The 18832-nt window shown below is 70.7% G+C and carries 17 protein-coding genes; 5 read left to right on the top strand and 12 right to left on the bottom strand.

The annotated features are described in order from the left end of the window. Nucleotides 1–9: 9 nt before the first annotated feature. Complete coding sequence (locus D0D28_RS28445) at nucleotides 10–474, top strand: SRPBCC family protein (RefSeq protein ID WP_094007568.1); 465 nt, start codon at nucleotides 10–12, stop codon at nucleotides 472–474. Next, nucleotides 474–1115, top strand: a complete 642-nt coding sequence (locus tag D0D28_RS28440; RefSeq protein ID WP_116113911.1) for a UdgX family uracil-DNA binding protein — start codon at nucleotides 474–476, stop codon at nucleotides 1113–1115. Before D0D28_RS28445 ends, D0D28_RS28440 begins: the two co-directional genes overlap by 1 nt. A 115-nt stretch (nucleotides 1116–1230) precedes the next feature. On the opposite strand, the gene D0D28_RS28435 is transcribed toward D0D28_RS28440, so the two are convergent. The 5 genes from D0D28_RS28435 to D0D28_RS28415 are packed head-to-tail and all read right to left on the bottom strand — an operon-like array spanning nucleotide 1231 to nucleotide 7356. Continuing rightward, nucleotides 1231–1794 (bottom strand): hemerythrin domain-containing protein, encoded by a 564-nt coding sequence (locus D0D28_RS28435; RefSeq protein WP_116113908.1) that lies wholly within the window; start codon nucleotides 1792–1794, stop codon nucleotides 1231–1233. 36 nt (nucleotides 1795–1830) lie between these two features. After that, the gene (locus tag D0D28_RS28430; protein WP_116113905.1) at nucleotides 1831–3108 is read right to left on the bottom strand and encodes a cytochrome P450; all 1278 of its coding nucleotides are present in this window, start codon (nucleotides 3106–3108) and stop codon (nucleotides 1831–1833) included. Next, on the bottom strand, nucleotides 3105–4007 hold the full coding sequence (locus tag D0D28_RS28425) for an alpha/beta hydrolase fold domain-containing protein (RefSeq protein ID WP_116113902.1): 903 nt from the start codon (nucleotides 4005–4007) through the stop codon (nucleotides 3105–3107). Before D0D28_RS28425 ends, D0D28_RS28430 begins: the two co-directional genes overlap by 4 nt. Nucleotides 4008–4041: 34 nt before the next feature. Then, a complete protein-coding gene (locus D0D28_RS28420; RefSeq protein WP_116113899.1) occupies nucleotides 4042–6066 on the bottom strand; it encodes a CocE/NonD family hydrolase in 2025 nt (674 codons plus the stop codon). 6 nt (nucleotides 6067–6072) lie between these two features. After that, a complete protein-coding gene (locus tag D0D28_RS28415) occupies nucleotides 6073–7356 on the bottom strand; it encodes an ATP-grasp domain-containing protein (protein WP_205413385.1) in 1284 nt (427 codons plus the stop codon). Nucleotides 7357–7422: 66 nt separating this feature from the next. Here D0D28_RS28415 and D0D28_RS28410 point away from each other — a divergent pair, with 66 nt between their 5' ends. Beyond that, complete coding sequence (locus D0D28_RS28410; RefSeq protein WP_116113894.1) at nucleotides 7423–8484, top strand: DNA polymerase ligase N-terminal domain-containing protein; 1062 nt, start codon at nucleotides 7423–7425, stop codon at nucleotides 8482–8484. A 181-nt stretch (nucleotides 8485–8665) separates the two neighbouring features. Here D0D28_RS28410 and D0D28_RS28405 read toward each other — a convergent pair whose 3' ends face one another. Together D0D28_RS28405 and D0D28_RS28400 are read right to left on the bottom strand one after the other, a co-directional pair. After that, complete coding sequence (locus D0D28_RS28405; RefSeq protein ID WP_094008309.1) at nucleotides 8666–9895, bottom strand: IS256 family transposase; 1230 nt, start codon at nucleotides 9893–9895, stop codon at nucleotides 8666–8668. A gap of 819 nt (nucleotides 9896–10714) precedes the next feature. Further along, a complete protein-coding gene (locus D0D28_RS28400; protein ID WP_162831219.1) occupies nucleotides 10715–11653 on the bottom strand; it encodes an MCE family protein in 939 nt (312 codons plus the stop codon). Nucleotides 11654–11770: 117 nt separating this feature from the next. On the opposite strand from D0D28_RS28400, the gene D0D28_RS28395 reads away from it, so the two are divergent. Beyond that, entirely contained in the window at nucleotides 11771–12388 is a 618-nt protein-coding gene (locus tag D0D28_RS28395; RefSeq protein WP_094004109.1) for a TetR/AcrR family transcriptional regulator, read from the top strand. Here the strand turns inward: D0D28_RS28395 and D0D28_RS28390 are convergent. Both D0D28_RS28390 and D0D28_RS28385 read right to left on the bottom strand, forming a co-directional pair. After that, on the bottom strand, nucleotides 12375–13037 hold the full coding sequence (locus D0D28_RS28390) for a histidine phosphatase family protein (RefSeq protein WP_094004108.1): 663 nt from the start codon (nucleotides 13035–13037) through the stop codon (nucleotides 12375–12377). The two genes, D0D28_RS28395 and D0D28_RS28390, sit on opposite strands and share 14 nt — an antisense overlap. Before the next feature lie 34 nt (nucleotides 13038–13071). Next, nucleotides 13072–14244 (bottom strand): S8 family peptidase, encoded by a 1173-nt coding sequence (locus D0D28_RS28385; protein ID WP_116113891.1) that lies wholly within the window; start codon nucleotides 14242–14244, stop codon nucleotides 13072–13074. Nucleotides 14245–14458: 214 nt separating this feature from the next. On the opposite strand from D0D28_RS28385, the gene D0D28_RS28380 reads away from it, so the two are divergent. Further along, entirely contained in the window at nucleotides 14459–15364 is a 906-nt protein-coding gene (locus tag D0D28_RS28380; RefSeq protein ID WP_116113889.1) for a hypothetical protein, read from the top strand. A gap of 3 nt (nucleotides 15365–15367) precedes the next feature. Here D0D28_RS28380 and D0D28_RS28375 read toward each other — a convergent pair whose 3' ends face one another. From D0D28_RS28375 to D0D28_RS28365, 3 genes are all read right to left on the bottom strand, one after another. Beyond that, entirely contained in the window at nucleotides 15368–15721 is a 354-nt protein-coding gene (locus D0D28_RS28375) for a hypothetical protein (protein ID WP_116113886.1), read from the bottom strand. A gap of 169 nt (nucleotides 15722–15890) precedes the next feature. Next, on the bottom strand, nucleotides 15891–17063 hold the full coding sequence (locus tag D0D28_RS28370; RefSeq protein ID WP_430732407.1) for an MFS transporter: 1173 nt from the start codon (nucleotides 17061–17063) through the stop codon (nucleotides 15891–15893). A 20-nt stretch (nucleotides 17064–17083) separates the two neighbouring features. Beyond that, nucleotides 17084–18712 (bottom strand): acyl-CoA synthetase, encoded by a 1629-nt coding sequence (locus D0D28_RS28365; RefSeq protein WP_116113928.1) that lies wholly within the window; start codon nucleotides 18710–18712, stop codon nucleotides 17084–17086. Nucleotides 18713–18832: the final 120 nt, after the last annotated feature.

Below are 18832 nucleotides of genomic sequence, written 5' to 3'. Positions count from 1 at the left end.
CCTGCCGAAATGAGCACGATCACCGAGTCCGTCGACGTGAACGTCGACGTGCGCACGGCCTACAACCAGTGGACCCAGTTCGAGTCCTTCCCGCAGTTCATGGAGGGCGTCGAGGAGATCCGCCAGCTCGACGACACGCACACGCACTGGGTGACCAAGATCGGTGGCGCCAAGCGCGAGTTCGACGCCACGATCACCGAGCAGCACCCCGACGAGCGGGTCGCGTGGCGGTCCGACTCCGGCCCGAACCACGCCGGTGTCATCACGTTCCACCGGCTGGACGACCACAAGACGCGGGTGACCGCGCAGATGGACATCGACCCCGAGGGCTTCGTCGAGAACGCCGCCGACAAGCTGGGCATCCTGGACCGCCGCGTGCACGGCGACATGGAGCGCTTCAAGGCGTTCATCGAGAAGCGCGGCGGCCGGGAGACCGGCGCCTGGCGGGGCGACGTGGACCGTCCCGGCAGCTGATGGCCACGAAGACACAGCGGACCGCCGCCGAGTTCGTGCCGGACAGCCGCGCGCTGGACCGGCTCCGCTCGGCGGCGTCGCGCTGCGAGGGATGCGACCTCTACCGCGACGCGACGCAGACGGTCTTCGGGGACGGTCCCGCGCCGGCGAAGGTCATGATGCTGGGCGAGCAGCCGGGCGACAAGGAGGACGTCGCCGGGGAGCCGTTCGTCGGTCCCGCCGGGCGCCTGCTGGACCGGGCACTGGAGGAGGCCGGGGTCGACCGGTCGCAGGTGTATGTGACGAACGCGGTGAAGCACTTCAAGTTCGTGCCGGCCGAGCGGGGGAAGCAGCGGATCCACAAGAAGCCGTCGCGTGGGGAGATCGTGGCGTGCCGGCCCTGGTTGGTCGCCGAGCTGGAGGCCGTGCAGCCGTCGGTGGTGGTTTTGCTGGGGGCTACCGCGGCTTCGTCGTTGATGGGGCCGTCGTTCCGGGTGACGGCTCATCGGGGGGAGTTGCTGGCGGCGCCGGAAGAGTTCGCCGGGACGCCGGAGCGGGTGCTGGCGACGGTGCATCCGTCGTCGGTGCTGCGAGCGCCGGACCGGGACGAGGCGTTCGCGGCGCTGGTGAGCGACCTGCGGGCGGTGCCGTCGGTGATGTGACTTCGGGGGGCGGGGGGCCGCCTCGCTTCGCATCGGCGGAGATTGAGCTGGGCGGGGGTTCCGCAGGCAAGAAAATGAAGGAAGCCCCCACCGCGTGGTGGGGGCTCCTTTTTTCTCAGGTGGTGCGGCCCGAGAGGCGGTCGCGGATCCGGTCGATCAATCCGGCCCCCGGGTCGAGGATCAGGTTCATCGGCGGGCGGTCCGGCGCGCTCGGGTGCGGGCGGGTCGGCGCCACCTTCTTCGCCTTCACCACCTTGTCGCCCAGGTCGCGGAGCTCGTCGGGGGAGCAGGCGGACTGCAGCTTCGGCAGCAGGTCCTGCTCCTCGTCCTCGATGTGGTGCCGGATGTCGTCCATCAGGCTGCGCATCAGCTCGTCGAACCGGGGGTCGGTCGCCGGCACGTCCTCCAGCTGCTTCATGACCTCCTCGGCCTCGGCGTGCTCCTCCAGCTCGTGGTCGACCAGCTCGTCACCGTTGTCCAGGTACTTCCGCGCCGCCGGGTACATGAACTGCTCCTCGGCGACCGAGTGGCGCACCAGCTCGGCGATCACGTGGTCGGCCAGGTCACGGCGGTGCTCCGGGGTGCCCGCGCCCGACTCCAGCTCGGCGAAGACGCGTTCGATGTGGCGGTGATCGGAGAGGATCACAGCGATCAGGTCCGGTTTCTCTGCGGCAGTCATGCGTCTGGCGATACCCGCCCGATCGGGGAGCTAATCTCACGGATGCCCGGTCAGGCGCAACGAGAAGTTGTCGAACGTGGCCGGCAGCGGGCGGCCCGGGCCCGGCTTGGGGGAGGAGTCCACTGTGTAGTCCCGGTCCCCGATCAGGGCGGCCAGCACGGTCGAGCCGGTGAACAGCACCAGGTTCTTCGCCGGGCACTCACCCGGCCCGGCGCTGAACGGCACCAGCGACGGCTCCTCCTGCGCCCGCCCGTCCAGCCAGATCTCCGGCGCGAAGCTGTGCGCGTAGGGCAACCGTGAATCGTCGCGGTGGAACAGCGGGGTGAACACCAGCAGGCCCGTCCCCGCCGGCACCCGGTGGCCGTGCCAGTCCAGCTCCTTCGTCGTGTCCCGCAGGATCGCCGGCGTCGTGGGCCACAACCGCACCGTGTCCAGCACGCACGCCCGCAGGTAGCCCAGATCGGTACCGGACGCGAGGTCCTGCCGGGCCTGCTGCCGCTGCGCGGGATGCGTGGCGAGCAGGGCCAGCGTGCGGAAGGTGACCATCCCGGCGGCGTCGAACGCGAACAGCCAGTGCCCGATCTGGCTGGCCACCTCGTCGTCCGCCGCGAGGCCGCCGGCGAGGCTGTCGTCCGGCGCCCGGGCCAGCAACGGGTGGACCCGGCCGAGGAACTCCGCCCGCAGCCGACCGCGCCGCGGCATCAGGGACGACCAGTTCGCCGCCAGCCGCAGCCGTTCCAGCAGGTCCGTCGTGGCCTGGTCGTCACGCGCGTGGTCGCCGAACACCACCCGGCGCACCATCCGCCACCACACCGGCGCGAACGTGTCCCAGTCGAGCTGCCCCGGCCCCAGCGCGGCGAACTCGTCGGCGACCTTCGCCCGCACCGACGGCGCCAGGTGGTGCGTCGGCCGGCTCGTCTCCAGCGCGCGCTCGGTCCACTCCCGGCGCCGGTCGCGGTCCGGCCCCGCGGAGATCAGCACCCCGTGCGGCTGGAACTGCGCCAACGCCTTCCGCTTCTCCAGGTTCGCCGGCGTGAACGGCTCCGGCGACTCCGCCAGCACCCGCCCGACGTCGTCGGGGGAGAGCACCACCGCGAACGACCGGCCGGGCACCGCCAGGCGCAACAGCCCGTCACCGTGGCGGGCGCGCAGCTTCTGCAGGGTCCGCACGGCGGAGGCGTCGGCCTGCATCTTCTCCAGCAGGGTCATCACCCGCGGCCGCCGCTTGATCACGCCACCGGCGAGAACGGGCCCGATGACGCCGGTCAGCACCTTCACCGTCTCCGGCACCGACGCCGTGGGCAGCCCGCTCACCGGGTCACCAGCTCCGCGATCCGGTCCAGCGCGTGCTTCGCCTCGGGGATGTCCGCGATCATCCACGCGTGGAACATCCCGCCGTACTCCCAGTACTCCAGTGGCACGCCCTGTACGGCCGCCTTGTGGTAGAGGTTGCGCGAGTCGGCCAGCAGCACGTCCCGGGTGCCGATGAAGCAGCTCAGGGCGCCCAGCCCACGCAGGTCGCCGTTGATGGGGCTGACCAGCTCGTTCGCCGGATCCAAGCCGCCCGCGTAGAGCCGCCCGGCCTCCCGCAGGCCGGTCACGCCCAGGTACGGGTCGTGCCGGTCGTACTCGGGCAGCGCCGGATCGGTCATCGTGATGTCCAGCCACGGCGAGAGCATCACGACTTCCTTGGGCTGCGGCCGCCCCTCGTCGCGCAATGCCTGCGCCAGCACCAGCGACAGCCCGCCGCCCGCCGAGTCGCCCATCAGGACCTGGTCGGCCGGGTCGGCGTCGCCCAGCACCTCCTTGTAGGTGGCGTGGATCATCGACAGCGTGTCGTCGTAGTGGCTGCCGGGCGCCAGCGGGTACAGCGGCGCGGTGACCGCGCAGCCGGTGCGGGCGATCAGCCGGGCGAAGAACTTCCAGTGGTCGCCCTGGATCTGGTGCACGTACGCGCCGCCGTGGAAGTACAGGACGTGCCGCCCGGTCGCGTTCGCCCGCGGCCGCAACGTGTACACGGGGTGACCGTGCACCTCGGTGCGGTCGAGGTCGACCTGCTTGCGCACCGCCGGGGGCGGCAGCGCGTTCTCCCGCTGCTGCCGCGGCCCCATGCTCTCGTGCAGTGCGTCCACGTCGGCGAACGTGCGCTTGCGCCCGGTCAGGAGCATCTCGGCGATCAGCAGTCTGGCGTGCAGGCTCGTCTTTCCGACCACCGGGTGCGGTTACCCCTGCTCCTCCGGGGCGAAACTAGACCAGGTCGCGGGGGAACCGGCGGTGCCAGTTGCGGGAGAACACGCGGTGCGCGCCTTCGTAACCGTCCAGTGTGGCGTGCAGCACGAACTCCTCCGGCGTGCACGACAACACGGTGCGCGTTTCCGTGCGGGCTTCCCAGTCGCCGCGCGCGAACGTCATGCTCCACTTCGTCTCGCCGCACACCGAGGCGAAGTCGTCGGCCACCGAGCTGTAGCGCTCGTAGGCGCGCCGCGAGACCTCCAGGTCGATGTCGTCCAGCCGCACGGTGCCCGAGTCCTTCACGATCTCCAGCGCCGACCGGTACTCCACCAGGTCACGCGACACCGTCCAGCGCTGCTCGCCCGGCCGCAGCACGGTGGTGGTCCTCGGCGGCGAACCCTCCGGCTCACCGAACACCTGGCCGCTCACCTCGTCGGACTCGCGGATCGGCCGCACCGGCAGGGCCAGGGAGCTGCCCTTCGTGTGGACGGTCAGCCGTGCGGGCTCCGGTGCCGGCCACGCCAGCGGCCAGTACGAAGTGGACAGTGCGAGCCGGATCCGGTGGCCGGGCGGGAACGCCTGCGCGACACCGTTGAGCTCCAGCTCCACCTGGTAGCGCTTGCCCGGCTCCAGCGGGGCCGGTTCGTGGTTGCTGTCGCGGTGGGTCAGGTTCAGCAGCCCGTAGGTGACGCGGGTCGCGCGCCCGTCCGGGTGCACGTCGGACAGCCGCGCCGCGACCATCGCCACCGGCTTGTCCACCGACAGCTCCAGCCGCACCTTCGGCGCGCCGAGGACCTCGCACGTCTCGGTCAGCTCGTCACCGTCGAACACCAGCGACCCGCCGTCCTCCTCGCGCTGGTCGTAGGGCAGGTCCGGCGGCGCGTTGTAGGAGGCCCACTTGCCGGCGAACTGTCCCACCGACAGCGGCGACTCGACGTGCAGCGCGGTGTCCGGCACGTCCTCGTCCGGGCGCCCGATCCGGTGCCGCGCCAGGGGATACGTGCGCCAGTCGATGTGCGGCGACGGCCACTGCGGCTCACCGACCCACCGGCCGGGACGCTCCTCGTAGGACGTCGACGGCGGCACGCTGTCCTGCATCCAGGTCAGCAGCATCGGCCCGTCCATCACGCCGTTGTCGCGGTCCTTGAGCCAGTGGTCCCACCACTTCACGACCTCCTGCAGGTACCCGATCGCCGGGCCCGGCTCGCCCAGGTGCGGGTACTTGTGCGACCACGGGCCGATCAGGCCCTTGCGCGGCACGGACAGGTTCGCCAGCAGGCGGGTCACGGCGTTGGAGTAGCCGTCCGCCCAGCCGCTGGAGGCCAGCACCGGCACCTGCACGTCGCTGTAGTTCTCGCACACCGAGGCGTGGCACCAGTACTCGTCGCGGCGCTGGTGCTCCAGCCAGGTGTCCACCCACGGGCCGACGCCCTCGGCGCGTTCCAGCCACATGTCCCGCCAGCGTTCGCCGATCAGCGCCGGGTCCGGCGGCAGGGTGCTGTAGGCGAACATCGTCCCGGCCTCGCCGAGGTTGTCCGACAGCATGCAGCCGCCCATGTAGTGGAAGTCGTCGGAGTAGCGGTCGTCGGTGAACGACGAGATGACGATGGCGCGCAGGCTCGGCGGTTTCCGCGCGGCCACCTGGAGCGCGGCGAACCCGCCCCAGGAGATGCCCATCATGCCGGTGCGCCCGTCGCACCACGGCTGCTCGGCGATCCACGCCAGTACGTCCTCGGCGTCCTGCTGCTCCTGCTCGACGTACTCGTCGGTCAGGACTCCCTCCGACTCACCCGTGCCCCGCAGGTCCACGCGCACGCACGCGTACCCGTGCCCGGCGAGGTAGGGGTGGTGGACGGAGTCCCGGACCGCGGTCAGGTCCCGCTTGCGGTACGGGATGTACTCGAGGATCCCGGGCACCGGTTCGTCGTCGGCGGACACCGGCCGCCAGATCTTCGCGGCCAGCCGGGTACCGTCCGACACCGGTATCCAGACGTGCTCTTCCTCGGTGATCTCGTACGGCAGGGAGCGGACCTCCCGCATATCCGATCAACCCTCCTCGAACTCGAACTCCAGCGAGTCGATCGTGCGCTGGTACTTGTCCTTCAGCTCGGCCTCGCTGTCCGCGCCGACGTAGACGAACGCCAGCTCGAAGCTGTAGCTGTCCTGGGCGTCCATATCGGACAGACGCTGGCCCTCGGCGGGCACGATGTCCACCTCGACGCCGGGGATCTCCCGCTGCAGCCGCTGCATTTCCTCCTGGGTCGGGACGTGTTTGACGATACCGTCGGTGAAGCGGCGGTGGTACCACTTGGCCGCGATCTTGTACTCGCCCTCGTCGTGCGGCATCTCCGGGCGGCGGCCCAGTCCCAGCTCGATCATGTTGTAGTGGTCGGGCACACCGTCGACGTCCTCGAACATCTCGGCGTGCGACTGCGAGTGCCGCGGGTTGATCTCCAGCAGCTTCACCTCGCCGGTGTCGGGCCGGCAGAAGAACTCGATGGAGAACGTGGAGTTGTTCAGGCCGATCTGCTCGATGACCTTCTTGGAGACGTCGAGCATCTTCGCCACGATCGGCTCGGGCAGCTGCGAGGGGTACTGGTGGCGCAGGAACGACGAGCTGTCCGGGTAGTTCAGCGAGTCCAGCGCGCCGTAGACGACGACCTCGCCGTCGTGGACGTAACCCTCGGTGGCCGCCTGCTGGCCGGTCATCTCCTCCTCGGCGAGGGCGGCGAGCGCTCCCGCCTCGGCGATCTCCGGCGGGATGTCGACGCCGGTCACCTGGTCCAGGATGTACTGGAACGGCTTGCCCACGCGCCCGATCCCGGCGCGGATCTCCTCGACGGCCTTGACGAAGTCGTCCTCGTCCTTGACGTGGAAGGCCAGTTCGGAGGAGAACGACTTGACCGGCTTGAGCCACATGGGGAACGACAGTCCCGCCGGTGGTTTCGGGTCGCCGTCGAGGTCGACCAGCGCGAAGTTCGGGATCGCGTCGGTGGCTTTCCGCTGTTCCAGGCGGCTCCAGTACTTGTGCTCGCACTTGAGCACGCCTTCGAGGTTCGGGGTGGGCAGGCCGTAGCGGCGGCCCAGGATGGGCACCATGGTGGTGACCGGGAAGTCCCAGTAGCCCACGATGGCGCCGATCTCGCCGTCGAAGGCGTCCAGCTCGGCCACGGCTCTGTCGATGAGGTCGGCGATCGGGATCTCGCCCTCCTGCACGTCTGCCTGCGTGAGGAGCTGGTGGTAGCGGTAGTTCTCCGCTCCCGGCACGCGTCGCAGGGTGCGCAGGTTCGCGTCGTCGAGTCCCAGCACGAAGATGTCGGTTTCACTCACCACGAACTGATCCCCGTTGTCGGAGTTCGGTAAACACCGCCGGGTGAGGCGGGTAACCTCGGCCACGTGCCCGATCTCAGCGAGTACCGGCGCAAACGCGATCCGAAGCGGACGCCGGAACCGATGCCCGACCGGGTGGTGCCGCGGGGCGACGACGACGTGTTCGTCATCCAGGAGCACCACGCCCGCCGGCTGCACTGGGACGTGCGGTTCGAGCGGAACGGGGTCCTGGTGTCGTGGGCGGTGCCGAAGGGGTTGCCGCAACGCCCCGGGCCGCCCCGGCTGGCGGTGCACACCGAGGACCACCCGCTGGAGTACGCGGCCTTCGAAGGGGAGATCCCGAAGGGCGAGTACGGCGGCGGAAAGATGTTGATCTGGGACCGCGGCACGTACGAGGTGCTGCACTGGAACGACCACAAGGTCGAGGTGGACCTGCACGGGTCGCGGGTGCGGGGCCGGTTCGTGTTCGTGAACAGCCACAAGGGTTCCGAGTCGCGGGACTGGCTGGTGCGGCGGGTGGACCGGGGCAGCGGGGAGGAGCTGCCGGAGTTCGTGAAGCCGATGCAGGCGCGGTCCGGCGCGCTGCCGCCGGATGACGACGGATGGGCGTACGAGTTCCGCTGGCAGGGCGAGCGGGTGCAGGTCCGGGTGGAGGGCGGGCGGATCACGGTGCGTGATCGGACGGGCGAGGACGTCACCGTGCGGTACCCCGAGCTGCGCGCCCTCGGCGAGTCACTGGGGGCGACGGAGGTCCTGCTGGACGGGGAGCTGATCGTGCTGGAGGAGGGCCGCCCGAGCCGGACGGCGCTGAAGACGCGGGTGTCGGCGGAGGCACGATCGGTGAAGCGCTTGGCCGAGCGATCGCCGGTGCTGTTCCTGCCGTTCGACGTGCTGCACGTTGATGGAAAGTCGTTGCTGGAGGTGCCGTACCGGAAACGCCGCGCGCGCCTGCGAAAGCTGAAGCTGGCGGGGGAGTATTGGCGAACGCCGGATTCGTACGAGGGCGGCGGAGCGGACGTACTGGCGGCGAGCCTGGCGAACGGCCTCGGCGGAGTGACCGCGAAGCGGCTGGATTCGGTTTATGAGCCGGGAAGAAGGAGTGAGGCCTGGCGGACCGTGGCGAAGTAGGGTGGTGGGCCGGCAAGGGGAGTGGGCCGGTACCCGGCTGACCGCGCGGCAGCCCTACGAACCGGAAGCCGGCAACGCAGGTGGCCGGGCAATCAACCTGACCGCGCGGCAGCCCTGCGAACGGAAGGGTCGCGTCCCGTGGAGTGGTGTAACTCGGTGCGTGAGGCTCTGCTGGGTTAGATCATGCCGTCATCAACTCGTGTGTGGCTACCTCGTCCTGGGTGGTGGGGTTGGTGAGCAGGGCCATGGTGTTGTCGGAGAGGTAGCGGCGGTCGTTGGTTTGCCATTCGTCGTGGGCCTCGACGAGGACAGCGCCGGCGAGGCGGAGCAGGGCGGCGGGGTTGGGGAAGACGCCGACGACGTCGGTGCGGCGTTTGACTTCCTTGTTGAGTCGCTCGAGCGGGTTGGTGGACCAGATTTTCTTCCAGTGCGCGACGGGGAAATCGGCGAAGGCGAGCAGGTCGGGCGCGGCGTCGCGCAGCATGGTTTCGACCTTGGCGGATTGCCGTCCGAGCATGCCGGCGATCACGTGGAGCTGCTCGCGCACCATGTCGGCTTTGGGTTGGGCGAAGATGGTGCGGATCGCGGCGGCGACCATCTCGGAGCTGCCTTTGGGAACCTGGGCCAGCACGTTGCGCAGGAAGTGAACCCGGCAGCGTTGCCAGGCCGCGCCCAGCAGGACCGCGGAGATGGCCTGTGTCAGGCCGGTGTGGGCATCGGAGATGACCAGTTGCACCCCACCCAGCCCGCGGGCCTTGAGCGAGCGGAGGAAGGCGGTCCAGAAGGCGCCGTCCTCGGAATCGCCGACGGCGAAGCCCAACACTTCGCGCCATCCATCGGCGCGGACGCCGGTGGCGATCACCACGGCCTGGGACACGACGCGATGGTTGACTCTGGCCTTGCAGTAGGTGGCGTCGAGGAACACGTAGGGAAACGGCTGCTCGGCCAGTGACCGGTCGCGGAACGCGCCCACCTCGGTGTCCAGGTCGGCGCAGATCCTGCTCACCTCGGACTTGGAGATGCCGCTGTCCGCGCCGAGGGCTTTGACCAGATCATCGACCTTGCGAGTGGAGACGCCGTGCAAGTAGGCCTCCATCACCACCGCGAACAGGGCCTGGTCCACCCGACGGCGCCGCTCCAGCAGCGACGGGAAGAACGAGCCGGTGCGCAGCTTCGGTATCCGCAGCTCCAGATCCCCGGCCGTGGTCGACAGCGTGCGGGTGCGGTGCCCGTTGCGCTGAGCGGTGCGGTGCTCGGTGCGTTCGTGCAGGGCTGCGCCGATGGTCTCGGTGAGCTCGGCCTCGATCAACGCCTGATAGATCGTCTCCGCCGCCTGACGGACACGATCCCCAACATCGGCGACCTTGAGTGCATCCAGAACTTCGAGCAGGGCAGACTGGTCCAGGGCCATCGCGTGATACCTCTCTACGGGTTCCTTGGCGGGTTCCTGCAGAGACTCACGCGATGGCCCCCTCCACGCGGCCAGCCACGCCGAACAGACCCGAACTTCCACCACCACCGGGGACACGACCGGGCCACTCACCGCCGCACGAGTGGACCAGTCGTAGCGGTGCGAGAGGACCAACCGCACGTGAGCGCGCGAGTGGACCACTCATAGCTACGCGAGAGGACCACTCGCGACCGCACGAGAGGCCCACTGGCGCAGCATGAGTGGACCAGCCACCACCCCACGAGAGGCCCACTCACGGCAGCGCGAGTGGACCAACCACACCCACGCGAGAGGGCCAGTCGCTCGCCATCGCACGAAAGGGCCACTCATCGCCGCGCCAAGGGGTCAGTCGCGGCCGTGCGAAAGGACCAACCGCACGCGAGCGCGCGAGTGGACCACTCATAGCTACGCGAGAGGACCACTCGCGACCGCACGAGAGGCCCACTGGCGACCGCACGAGAGGCCCACTGGCGCAGCATGAGTGGACCAGCCACCACCCCACGAGGGGGCCGACCGCTCACCATCGCGCGAGAGGGCCAGTCGTGGCCGCGCGAGAGGTCCAACCACACGTGACCGCGCGAGTGGGGCTACTCATCTCCCCGCGCGAGGGCCAGTCACCGCCGTATGAGAGGGCCAACCACAGCCGTATGAGAGGGCCAGTCACCGCCGCGCGAGAGGGCCAGCCACCGCCGCGCGAGAGGGCCAGCCACCGCCGCGTGAGTGGGCCATCCGTGCGTGGTGAGTGACCACCAGCAGCCTCTCGATCGGCAACCGCCCAGCTCAGTAGCAGCTAGACACCACCGGCAGGCACACGTACGTGTCACCCCAATGCCCCTGCCCCGTCGCGGTCGTGGCGTAGCGGATCAGCGGTGCCAGCCGTGCGATGCCCTCGGCCAGTGCGTCCTGGTTTCGCTGCAACATCGCGGTCAGGCGGTCCAGCGAAGCCAACACCGGACGCAACCCGACATCGTTGTCATCAATCACCCCGCGCACCTGCCGCGACAACTCCTGCGCCCCCGCCAGCAACGTCGAAATCGCCCGCGCGCGGGCCGCCACCTCCGCCAGCACCAGGTTCCCGTCCGCCAGCAGCCGCACCAGCGCAGCGTCCCGGTCCGCCAGTGTGCGCGAGACCGCCGCCGTGTTCCCCAGCAGCCGCGACAACGCCGCATCCCGCGACGCGATCGTCTCCGACAGCTGCGACAACCCCGCCAGCGCACCCCGCACCGACGGCCCGCCCGGCAACGCCTCCGCCAGCACCTCGAACGACCGCGCCAGCCCCTCCGTGTCCAGCGCGCCAACCGTCGCCGACAGGTCCCCGAACGCGTCCAGCACGTCGTACGGCGCGACGGTCCGCTCGCGCGGGATCACCCCGTCGAGTGGCGCCGAACCGAGCGGGTCCAGCGCCAGGTACTTCTGCCCCAGCAACGTCTTGATCTTGATCGCCGCCGTCGTGCGGTCACCCAGCCAGGTGTCCTCGACCTCGAACCTCACGCGCACGGACCCACCGTCCAGCCCGACGTCCACCACCTCGCCGACCTTCACACCGGCCACCCGGACCTCGTCACCGACCACGAGCCCCGCCGCCTCGCTGAACTCCGCCTCGTACGCCACCCCCGTCCCGATGATCGGCAGCGAATCCGCGTGCGCAGCCGCGACGAACGCCAGCACCAGCACCACGAGACCGGCAATTCCGATACCGGCAGGATCCCGATCACGCACCCCGCAGCCCCTTCCGCCGGGTTACGCTCTTAACACGTGCCTCCGATCGAATGACGTATCCACCGACATGTCGGAAAAGAACAACTCCCTCGGGTGACCCATGTCAGCATGTCGCCCATGACCGACTCCGAGCCCCGGTGGCGGAGACTCGAACCGGACCAGCGCAGGGAACAGATCTTCGCCTGCGCCGCCCGGCTCTTCGGCGAGCGCCCGTACGCCGAGGTGTCCACATCGGACATCGCGGCGGCGGCCGGCGTCGCCCGTGGGCTGATCAACCACTACTTCGGCACCAAACGCCAGCTCTACCTGTCGGTGCTGCGCCGCACGATGACGATCCCGACCGCGGCGCTGGACATCGTCACCGACGGCCCGCTCGAGGAGAAGGCCCGCGTCGCGGTCGACTGGTTCCTCACCCTCGTCACCAAACAGGGCAAGACCTGGCTGGTGGCGACCGCCCCGGATGGCCTGGGCAGCGATCCCGAGGTCGAGGCGATCCTCGTCGAGGCCGAACGCCGCTCGGCCGCGCGCGTGCTGGAGGCGCTGGGCGTGAAGGTCGACCCCGCGCACTCCGAGGCCTGCAACGCGCTGATCCGCGCCTACGGCGGCATGGTCAAGGCGGCGGGCCGCGAGTGGCTGCTGCGCGGCGACCTCGACCGCGACCAGGTGCACACGCTGCTGTCCCGCTCGCTGGTGACGCTGATCGAGGAGGTGTTCCCCGCGGTCACCGATAGGTGAGCAGCCGGGCGGCCCGCCCCTCGAAGTGCGCGTGATCGTTGAACGACACGAGCGTGACCCCGCCGCGTCCGGACACCAGCTTGGTGATCCCGCAGTTCACCGTCACCCGGTTGAGCCGCAGCAACCCCATCGCGGGGTCACCGAGCAGGTGCCCGGCCAGCGTGCCGATCACCCCGCCGGAGGTGAACACCACCGCGCTCTCCCCCTTGCGCAGCACGCCGACCAGGTCGGCCAGCGCGCCACGCACCCGCTCGGCGAACCGCGGCCAGGTCTCCGCGCACGGGCTGTCGTCGCCGGCGCGGACCCACGCGGCGAGCGAGGCGTCCAGCACTTCCTGGTAGCCGCGCGGGTCGTTCGCGTCCTGCCGCGCGCCGCCGCCGTGCCGGGCGACGATGTCCACGTGGTCGTACTCGTTCCAGCGCGGATCCTCCTTGGCCGCGGCGCCCGCCCCGAGCCAGTCCAGGACGATCTCCGCGGTGGCGCGCTGACGGGCCATCGACCCGGTCCGGCCCTCGGTGACGCGGATCTTGCGGCGCAGCAGCTCGGCGCCGACCACCGCGCCCTGCTCGATGCCGGTGCTGGACAGCCGGTCGTAGTCGGCCGCGCCGAAGGAAGCCTGACCGTGCCGGATCAGGTGGATGGCGCCCATCGGCCGTCCTTTCGCTCGCCGTGCCCGCCGCAGCCTAGCCAGCGGTGTTGAGGAGACGGTTGGGCGTGCCCGAGGTTGCGCCCGAGATCTTGCCCGGCGTGGCGGACGCGATCAGGGCGTCGGCGACCTGCGCCGGGGTCGCGTCCGGGTGCCCGGCCAGGTAGAGCGCCGCGGCGCCGGCCACGTGCGGGGTGGCCATCGAGGTGCCGCTGATCGTGGTGGTCGCGGTGTCGCCGGTGCCCCACGACGAGGTGATGTTCACGCCCGGCGCGTAGAGGTCGACGACGCTGCCGTAGTTGGAGAAGCTCGCCTGCCGGTCGGTCTGGTCGCTGGCGGCGACGGTGATCGCCTCGGTGACGCGCGCCGGGGAGTCGTCGCCGGCGTCGGCGCCCTCGTTGCCGGCGGCGATGGCGAAGGTGACGCCCCTGGCGATCGCGCCGCGGACGGCGTCGTCGAGCACGGGGTCGGCGCTGCCGCCGAGGCTCAGGTTCGCCACGGACGGCCCGCTCGCGGTCTGCGCCACCCAGTCGATGCCGGCGACGACCTGGTCGGTGGTGCCGCTGCCCTGCGCGTCGAGCACGCGTACCGGGACGATCCGCACGCCCTTGGCCACGCCGTACTCGCTGCCGCCGATGGTGCCTGCGACGTGGGTGCCGTGGCCGTGCTCGTCGGCGGGGTCGTCGTCGTTGTCGATGAAGTCCTTGCCGCCGGTCACGCGGCCGCCGAAGGTTTCGTGGCTCACCCGCACACCCGTGTCGACGACGTAGCCGGTGACGTCGCCGGCCGGGGTGGCGTAGCGGTAGGACGAGTCGAGCGGCAGGTTGGCCTGGTCGATGCGGTCCAGCCCCCAGGACGGCGGGTTCTGCTGGACGTCGGTGATGCGCAGGACGTGGTTCTGCGCGACGTAGGCGACGTCGGGGTTGGCCGCGAGGCGCTTGGCCTGCGTTTCGCCGGCGTTGACCGCGAAGCCCCGCAGCGCGGCGCTGAAGGTCCGGGTGGTGGCGCCGCCGTAGCGACTGGTCAGGTCGCCGGCCCGCGAGGTGGCGTTCTGCTTGAGGACGACGAGGTAGCTGTCCGCCACCGAGCCGGGGGTGCCGGCTCCGAGGATCCGGCCCTCCCGCGCCTGGGCGGGCCCGGCCCAGGCGGTCGTGGCGACCACCAGCTCGGCGGCCGCCGCCAGTCCGGACCACATCGCGCGCTTCCGCATGAGCCGCCGTCTCCTCTCCCCGACCGGGTGGTGCGATCTCATGCAATCCCGGGGGCCAGAGCAGGGGCAATGATTCACAGTTACCAGTACTCACCCAATTGAGCTATCTGCGAACCACCCGAAGGGATGAGACGTAGATCGTCGTTCTCGGCCGAGTAGAAGTCACTGACTGCTACCATCAGCGCTGGCGAAGTCGATTTCCAGGTGGTAACAGGTGTCCACGTCCGAGCGCGCGGTGCCGAGCCCGTTCGCCAGGAGACTCCGGTCCGCGATCGCCCGCAGTGGGCTCAGTCTCGATCGCATCCAGGCCCGCCTGCAGGCCAGCGGCGTGCCGATCAGCGTCACGGCCCTGAGCTACTGGCAGTCCGGCAAGCGGCAGCCCGAGCGGCAGAGCTCGATCTCGGCGGTGCGGGTGCTCGAGGACGTCCTCGGCCTGCAGCGCGCGCAGCGACTGTCCCTGCTCCCGCCGCCGCGCCCGCGCGGGCTGCCGTCCCGCAGGCAGGCGGACGGGGTCGTGAAGTTCCCGATGGAGGCGCTGCGGATCCTGCTGGAACGGGTCGGCGCGCCGCACGCGCTGGAGCAGCAGCACCGGCTCAACCTGCTCAACCTGCACGACCGCTGCGAGATCGCGGCCGGCGGACGGCAACGCTCGCTGACCACGCGGTCGGTGTTCCAGGCGACCGCCGACCAGCAGGACCGGTGGATCCTGGTGTACGACCACGGCGGCGCGCCCGCGCCGGCGCTGCACCAGCTGCGCAACTGCCGCAGCGGGCGGGTCGAGATCGATCCCGAGCACGGCCTGACGGTCGCCGAGCTGCTGTTCGACCGCCCGATCCACCGCGGCGAGACTTGCCTGATCGAGTACACGCTGACCAACAGCGGGCCGCCGTACCCGGACTGCGAGAACACCTACTACCGCGAGTTCCGCCGCCCCATCCGCGAGTACCTGCTGGAGATCCGCTTCGACGAGGCCGACGCGCTGCGCGGGTGCTGGCAGTACGCGCGCCGGGGCTCCGCGGAGACCGAGGAGCGGCGGGAACTGCACCTCGACACGGCGGGCGGGGTGCACGCCGTGGCGCTCGACTACGGCCCCGGGGTGTTCGGCATCTCCTGGGAGTGACCCTCAGGCGCCGAGGCGGGGCAGGCGACGGCTGTTCCACTGGTCGGCGATCTTCACCACGACCAGCGCCAGCATGCACAACGCGGTGGGCGGGACGGCCTTCATCAGGGCGAACGCGATCATCCCCAGCGCGGACACCGCCGTCAGGCCGAGCAGCACCACCCGCCAGACCCGGGCCCAGCCGCCGGCCGTCCGGTCCAGCAACCGCCGGGCCGCCGCGTCCTGGCGGCCCGCCGGCGGACTGTCCACGATGGCCGGTGCGGCCGCGGCCAGGAACCGTTCGTCGAGCACGATCTTGCGCCGTTCCGGCGACGGCTCGTTGCGCGTGGCGTCGCTCGGCGGTTGTACGGTAGGCACGTTGATGCCTTCCTCTCCGGACGGACGTCGGCAACCGCGCGGCTCCCTGTGGCAGCAGGGCATGCCGCGACATCACTCATGGTGCAGAACCGGCTCGTTACCGTCACCCCGATCGCGGTACTCAGCGCCGACCGGCAATCCAGCGTCGCCGAACGGCTCGCGTCCGCCATCAGGTCAGCGCGGCCAGGACGCCGGCGATCCCGGCGAGCACCGCGAGCAGGATCAGGGCCGTGGCGTACCCGCCGACGCGTTCGGCGAGCACGATCGCCCCGCCGGGCGCGATGGCCGTGGCCGCCGTGATCGGCGCGTTGAACAGCCCGTTGAGCGCCCCGAACCGGGCCGTCAGCCAGCGGTCGGCGACGGCCGTGGCCTGCACGAGCGTGAAGGCGCCGCGGGCCATGCCGAGGATCACCGCGACCGCCAGCAACGCGCCAGCGGGCCCGGGCAGCAACGCGAGCAGGACGAGCGCGGCGCAGCTCGCGGCGAGGACGCCGGTCGTGCGCGCGGCGGGCGCGCTGCTGCGCGGCACGGCGGCGAACACCAGCCGCCCGAGGACCTGGCCCGCGCCGACCAGCCCGAGCGCGACCGCCGCGAGCGCGTGGCTCAGGCCCCGTTCCACGAACAGCGGCACGACCACGATCGCCGACGCGTACAACCCGAGAGCGGCCAGCGTCATCGCCGTCTGCAGGAGCCGGAACCGGGCCGAGCGGGTCACGTGGCGCACCGGGGTGGCCGCGGGGCGCGTGCGGTGGTCCGGCCAGGCGGGGGTGAGCAGCAGCCAGTGCACCGGCAGGTTGACCACGACGAAGACCGCGGCGTAGACCAGGTAGCTCGCCCGCCAGCCGACCTGGTCCACCAGCAACGCGGTGAGCGGCGCGAACACGGTGCTCGCCAGGCCGCCGACCAGCGTCACGATGGTCAGCGGACGGGCCCGGCGGTCGCCGTACCAGATGGTGATCGCCGCGAACGCCGGCGGGTACAGCTGCATCGCCTGCGCCACGCCGACGACTCCCCAGGCGAGGAAGAACAGCGGGCGGCTCGGCGCCGTGGCCACCAGCACGAGCGCGACGGCGGCGAGCACCGACCCGGCGGTCATCACCAGCCGTGGCCCGTACCGGTCGATCATGCGCCCGAGCGGGATGCCCGCACCCGCCGCGACCAGCAGGCCGGCCGAGAACGCGAGCGTGATGGTGCTCGGTGTCCACCCGGTGGTGCCCGCGATCTGCGCGGTGGCGACCGGGAGCGCGTAGTAGAGCGCGCCCCAGCTGATCACTTGCGTGCCGCACATCCCGACGAGCGCCCGGCGGAGGTGTCGTTCCCCTATAGTGGACACCGCCCACATCATAGAGGAAGATTGGGGAGTCAGCTGAGCTTGTTGCGGAGCACCTTCCCGGTCGCGTTGCGCGGCAGCTCCGGCACGAACTCGACGTCGCGCGGCACCTTGTAGCGGGCGAGGTTGCCCTTGACGTAGTCGCGGATGGCGTCGGCGTCGAGCTTGGAGTCCTTCTTCGTCACCACGATCGCCTTGAGGCGCTGGCCGAAGTCGGCGTCGGGGACGCCGATCACGGCGGCTTCGAGCACGTCCGGGTGCTCGACGAGCAGGTTCTCCACCTCGACCGGGAACACGTTCTCGCCGCCGGAGACGATCATCTCGTCGTCGCGGCCGTCGATGAACAGCAGGTCGTTCTCGTCGAAGTGGCCGACGTCGCCGGTGGAGAGCAGGCCGTCGATGATCTCCTTGTGGCGGCCGTCGGTGTAGCCCTCGAAGGACAGGCCGCTGCCGACGAAGACGCGCCCGGTGACGTGCGGCTCGGTGATGCGGTTGCCCTGCTCGTCGTACAGCTGGACCTTGCAGGTGACCGGCGGGCGGCCGACGGTGCCGGGGGCCTTGCGCCAGTCCTCCGGGGTGGCGACGGTGGCGACCGCGACCTCGGTGGAGCCGTACAGGTTGTAGATCACGTCGCCGAACGCCTCGGTGGCGCGGTTGCCGAGGTCGGGGGACAACGCCGAGCCCGCGACGAAGATGATCCGCAGCGACGACGTGTCGTACTTGCCCAGGATGTCCGGCCCGAGGTCGACGATGCGCTGCAGCATGGTCGGGACGAGGACCAGCGCGGTGCACCCGTGGTCGGCGACGCCCTTCAGCGTGGCTTCGGGGTCGAACCGGCGGCGCAGCACGACCTTGCAGCCGAGTGCGAACGACAGGATGAACTGCGAGATGCCAGTGCCGTGGAAGATGGGCGCGCCGAGGAACGTGGCCTCGCCGGCGCGCAACGGGATGCGGTCGAGGAACTGGACGGTGGCCAGCACGGAGGTCCGCTCGCGGGGCGCGCCCTTCGGGGTGCCGGTGGTGCCGCTGGTGAGCAGCACGAACCCGCCGCGCTGGGGCGGTGGGGGCAGCGGGCGGTCGTCGGTGCTGGCGATCAGCTCGTCGAGGACGGGGATGTGGTCGGCGGGGTCGGGTTCGTCCACCCAGGCCAGGTAGCGGTCGACGGTGTCCGGGATGCCGGAGAGCAGTTCGGTGAACTCCTGGTCGTGGACGAGCACCTGGACCTTTTCCCGCGCGGCGACGTCGGTGAGCTGCGGTTTCGCGAAGCCGGTGTTCATCAGCAGGAGGCGCGCGCCGACCTTGCCCGCGGCGATCATGACGGTGACCAGACCGCGGTGGTCGCGGCACAGCGCCGCGATCACGGTGCCCGGCCGCACGCCGCGGTCCGCCCAGGCGCGGGCGAGCGCGTTGGAGCGCAGGTCGAGCTCGCGGAAGGTGAGCGGCCCCAGCTCGTCGACCAGCCCGATGGCGTTCGGATCGCGCCGGGCGGAGGTCTGCGCCGCGGCGGCGAACGGACCCACCTTGCGGGTCGCGATCACGCTGCGCAGACCTTCGTCCAACCGGGGAAACGGGACGAGCCCGGCGCGCCACATGACCTCCAGGCCGCGCGCGGTCTCCGCCACCTTGCCGGGGAGCACGGACAAGCGGGGCGGAATTCGCATGGACAGCACCTCCATTGGGCCGACCGTACTGGGAGTATGTGTGGTTACTGGACAGTAGCCGAAGGGCGTGGGGGTGCGCCAGGGTGGCGGGGCGGAACGGGCGAAAGGGATAAATAGGGC

Source organism: Amycolatopsis ruanii (assembly GCF_003385175.1).
Taxonomy (GTDB): Bacteria; Actinomycetota; Actinomycetes; order Mycobacteriales; family Pseudonocardiaceae; genus Amycolatopsis_E; species Amycolatopsis_E thermalba.
The sequence above is the reverse complement of the archived record's forward strand: the minus strand, read 5'-3'. Positions and strand labels throughout refer to the sequence as shown.

What these genes read in the sequence shown, in the direction of transcription:
- D0D28_RS28445 (WP_094007568.1), top strand. Translation starts at nt 10, where the DNA reads ATGAGCACGATCACCGAGTCCGTCGACGTGAACGTCGACGTGCGCACG.
- D0D28_RS28440 (WP_116113911.1), top strand. Translation starts at nt 474, where the DNA reads ATGGCCACGAAGACACAGCGGACCGCCGCCGAGTTCGTGCCGGACAGC.
- D0D28_RS28435 (WP_116113908.1), bottom strand. Translation starts at nt 1,794, where the DNA reads ATGACTGCCGCAGAGAAACCGGACCTGATCGCTGTGATCCTCTCCGAT.
- D0D28_RS28420 (WP_116113899.1), bottom strand. Translation starts at nt 6,066, where the DNA reads ATGCGGGAGGTCCGCTCCCTGCCGTACGAGATCACCGAGGAAGAGCAC.
- D0D28_RS28405 (WP_094008309.1), bottom strand. Translation starts at nt 9,895, where the DNA reads ATGGCCCTGGACCAGTCTGCCCTGCTCGAAGTTCTGGATGCACTCAAG.
- D0D28_RS28395 (WP_094004109.1), top strand. Translation starts at nt 11,771, where the DNA reads ATGACCGACTCCGAGCCCCGGTGGCGGAGACTCGAACCGGACCAGCGC.
- D0D28_RS28390 (WP_094004108.1), bottom strand. Translation starts at nt 13,037, where the DNA reads ATGGGCGCCATCCACCTGATCCGGCACGGTCAGGCTTCCTTCGGCGCG.
- D0D28_RS28385 (WP_116113891.1), bottom strand. Translation starts at nt 14,244, where the DNA reads ATGCGGAAGCGCGCGATGTGGTCCGGACTGGCGGCGGCCGCCGAGCTG.
- D0D28_RS28370 (WP_430732407.1), bottom strand. Translation starts at nt 17,063, where the DNA reads ATGTGGGCGGTGTCCACTATAGGGGAACGACACCTCCGCCGGGCGCTC.
- D0D28_RS28365 (WP_116113928.1), bottom strand. Translation starts at nt 18,712, where the DNA reads ATGCGAATTCCGCCCCGCTTGTCCGTGCTCCCCGGCAAGGTGGCGGAG.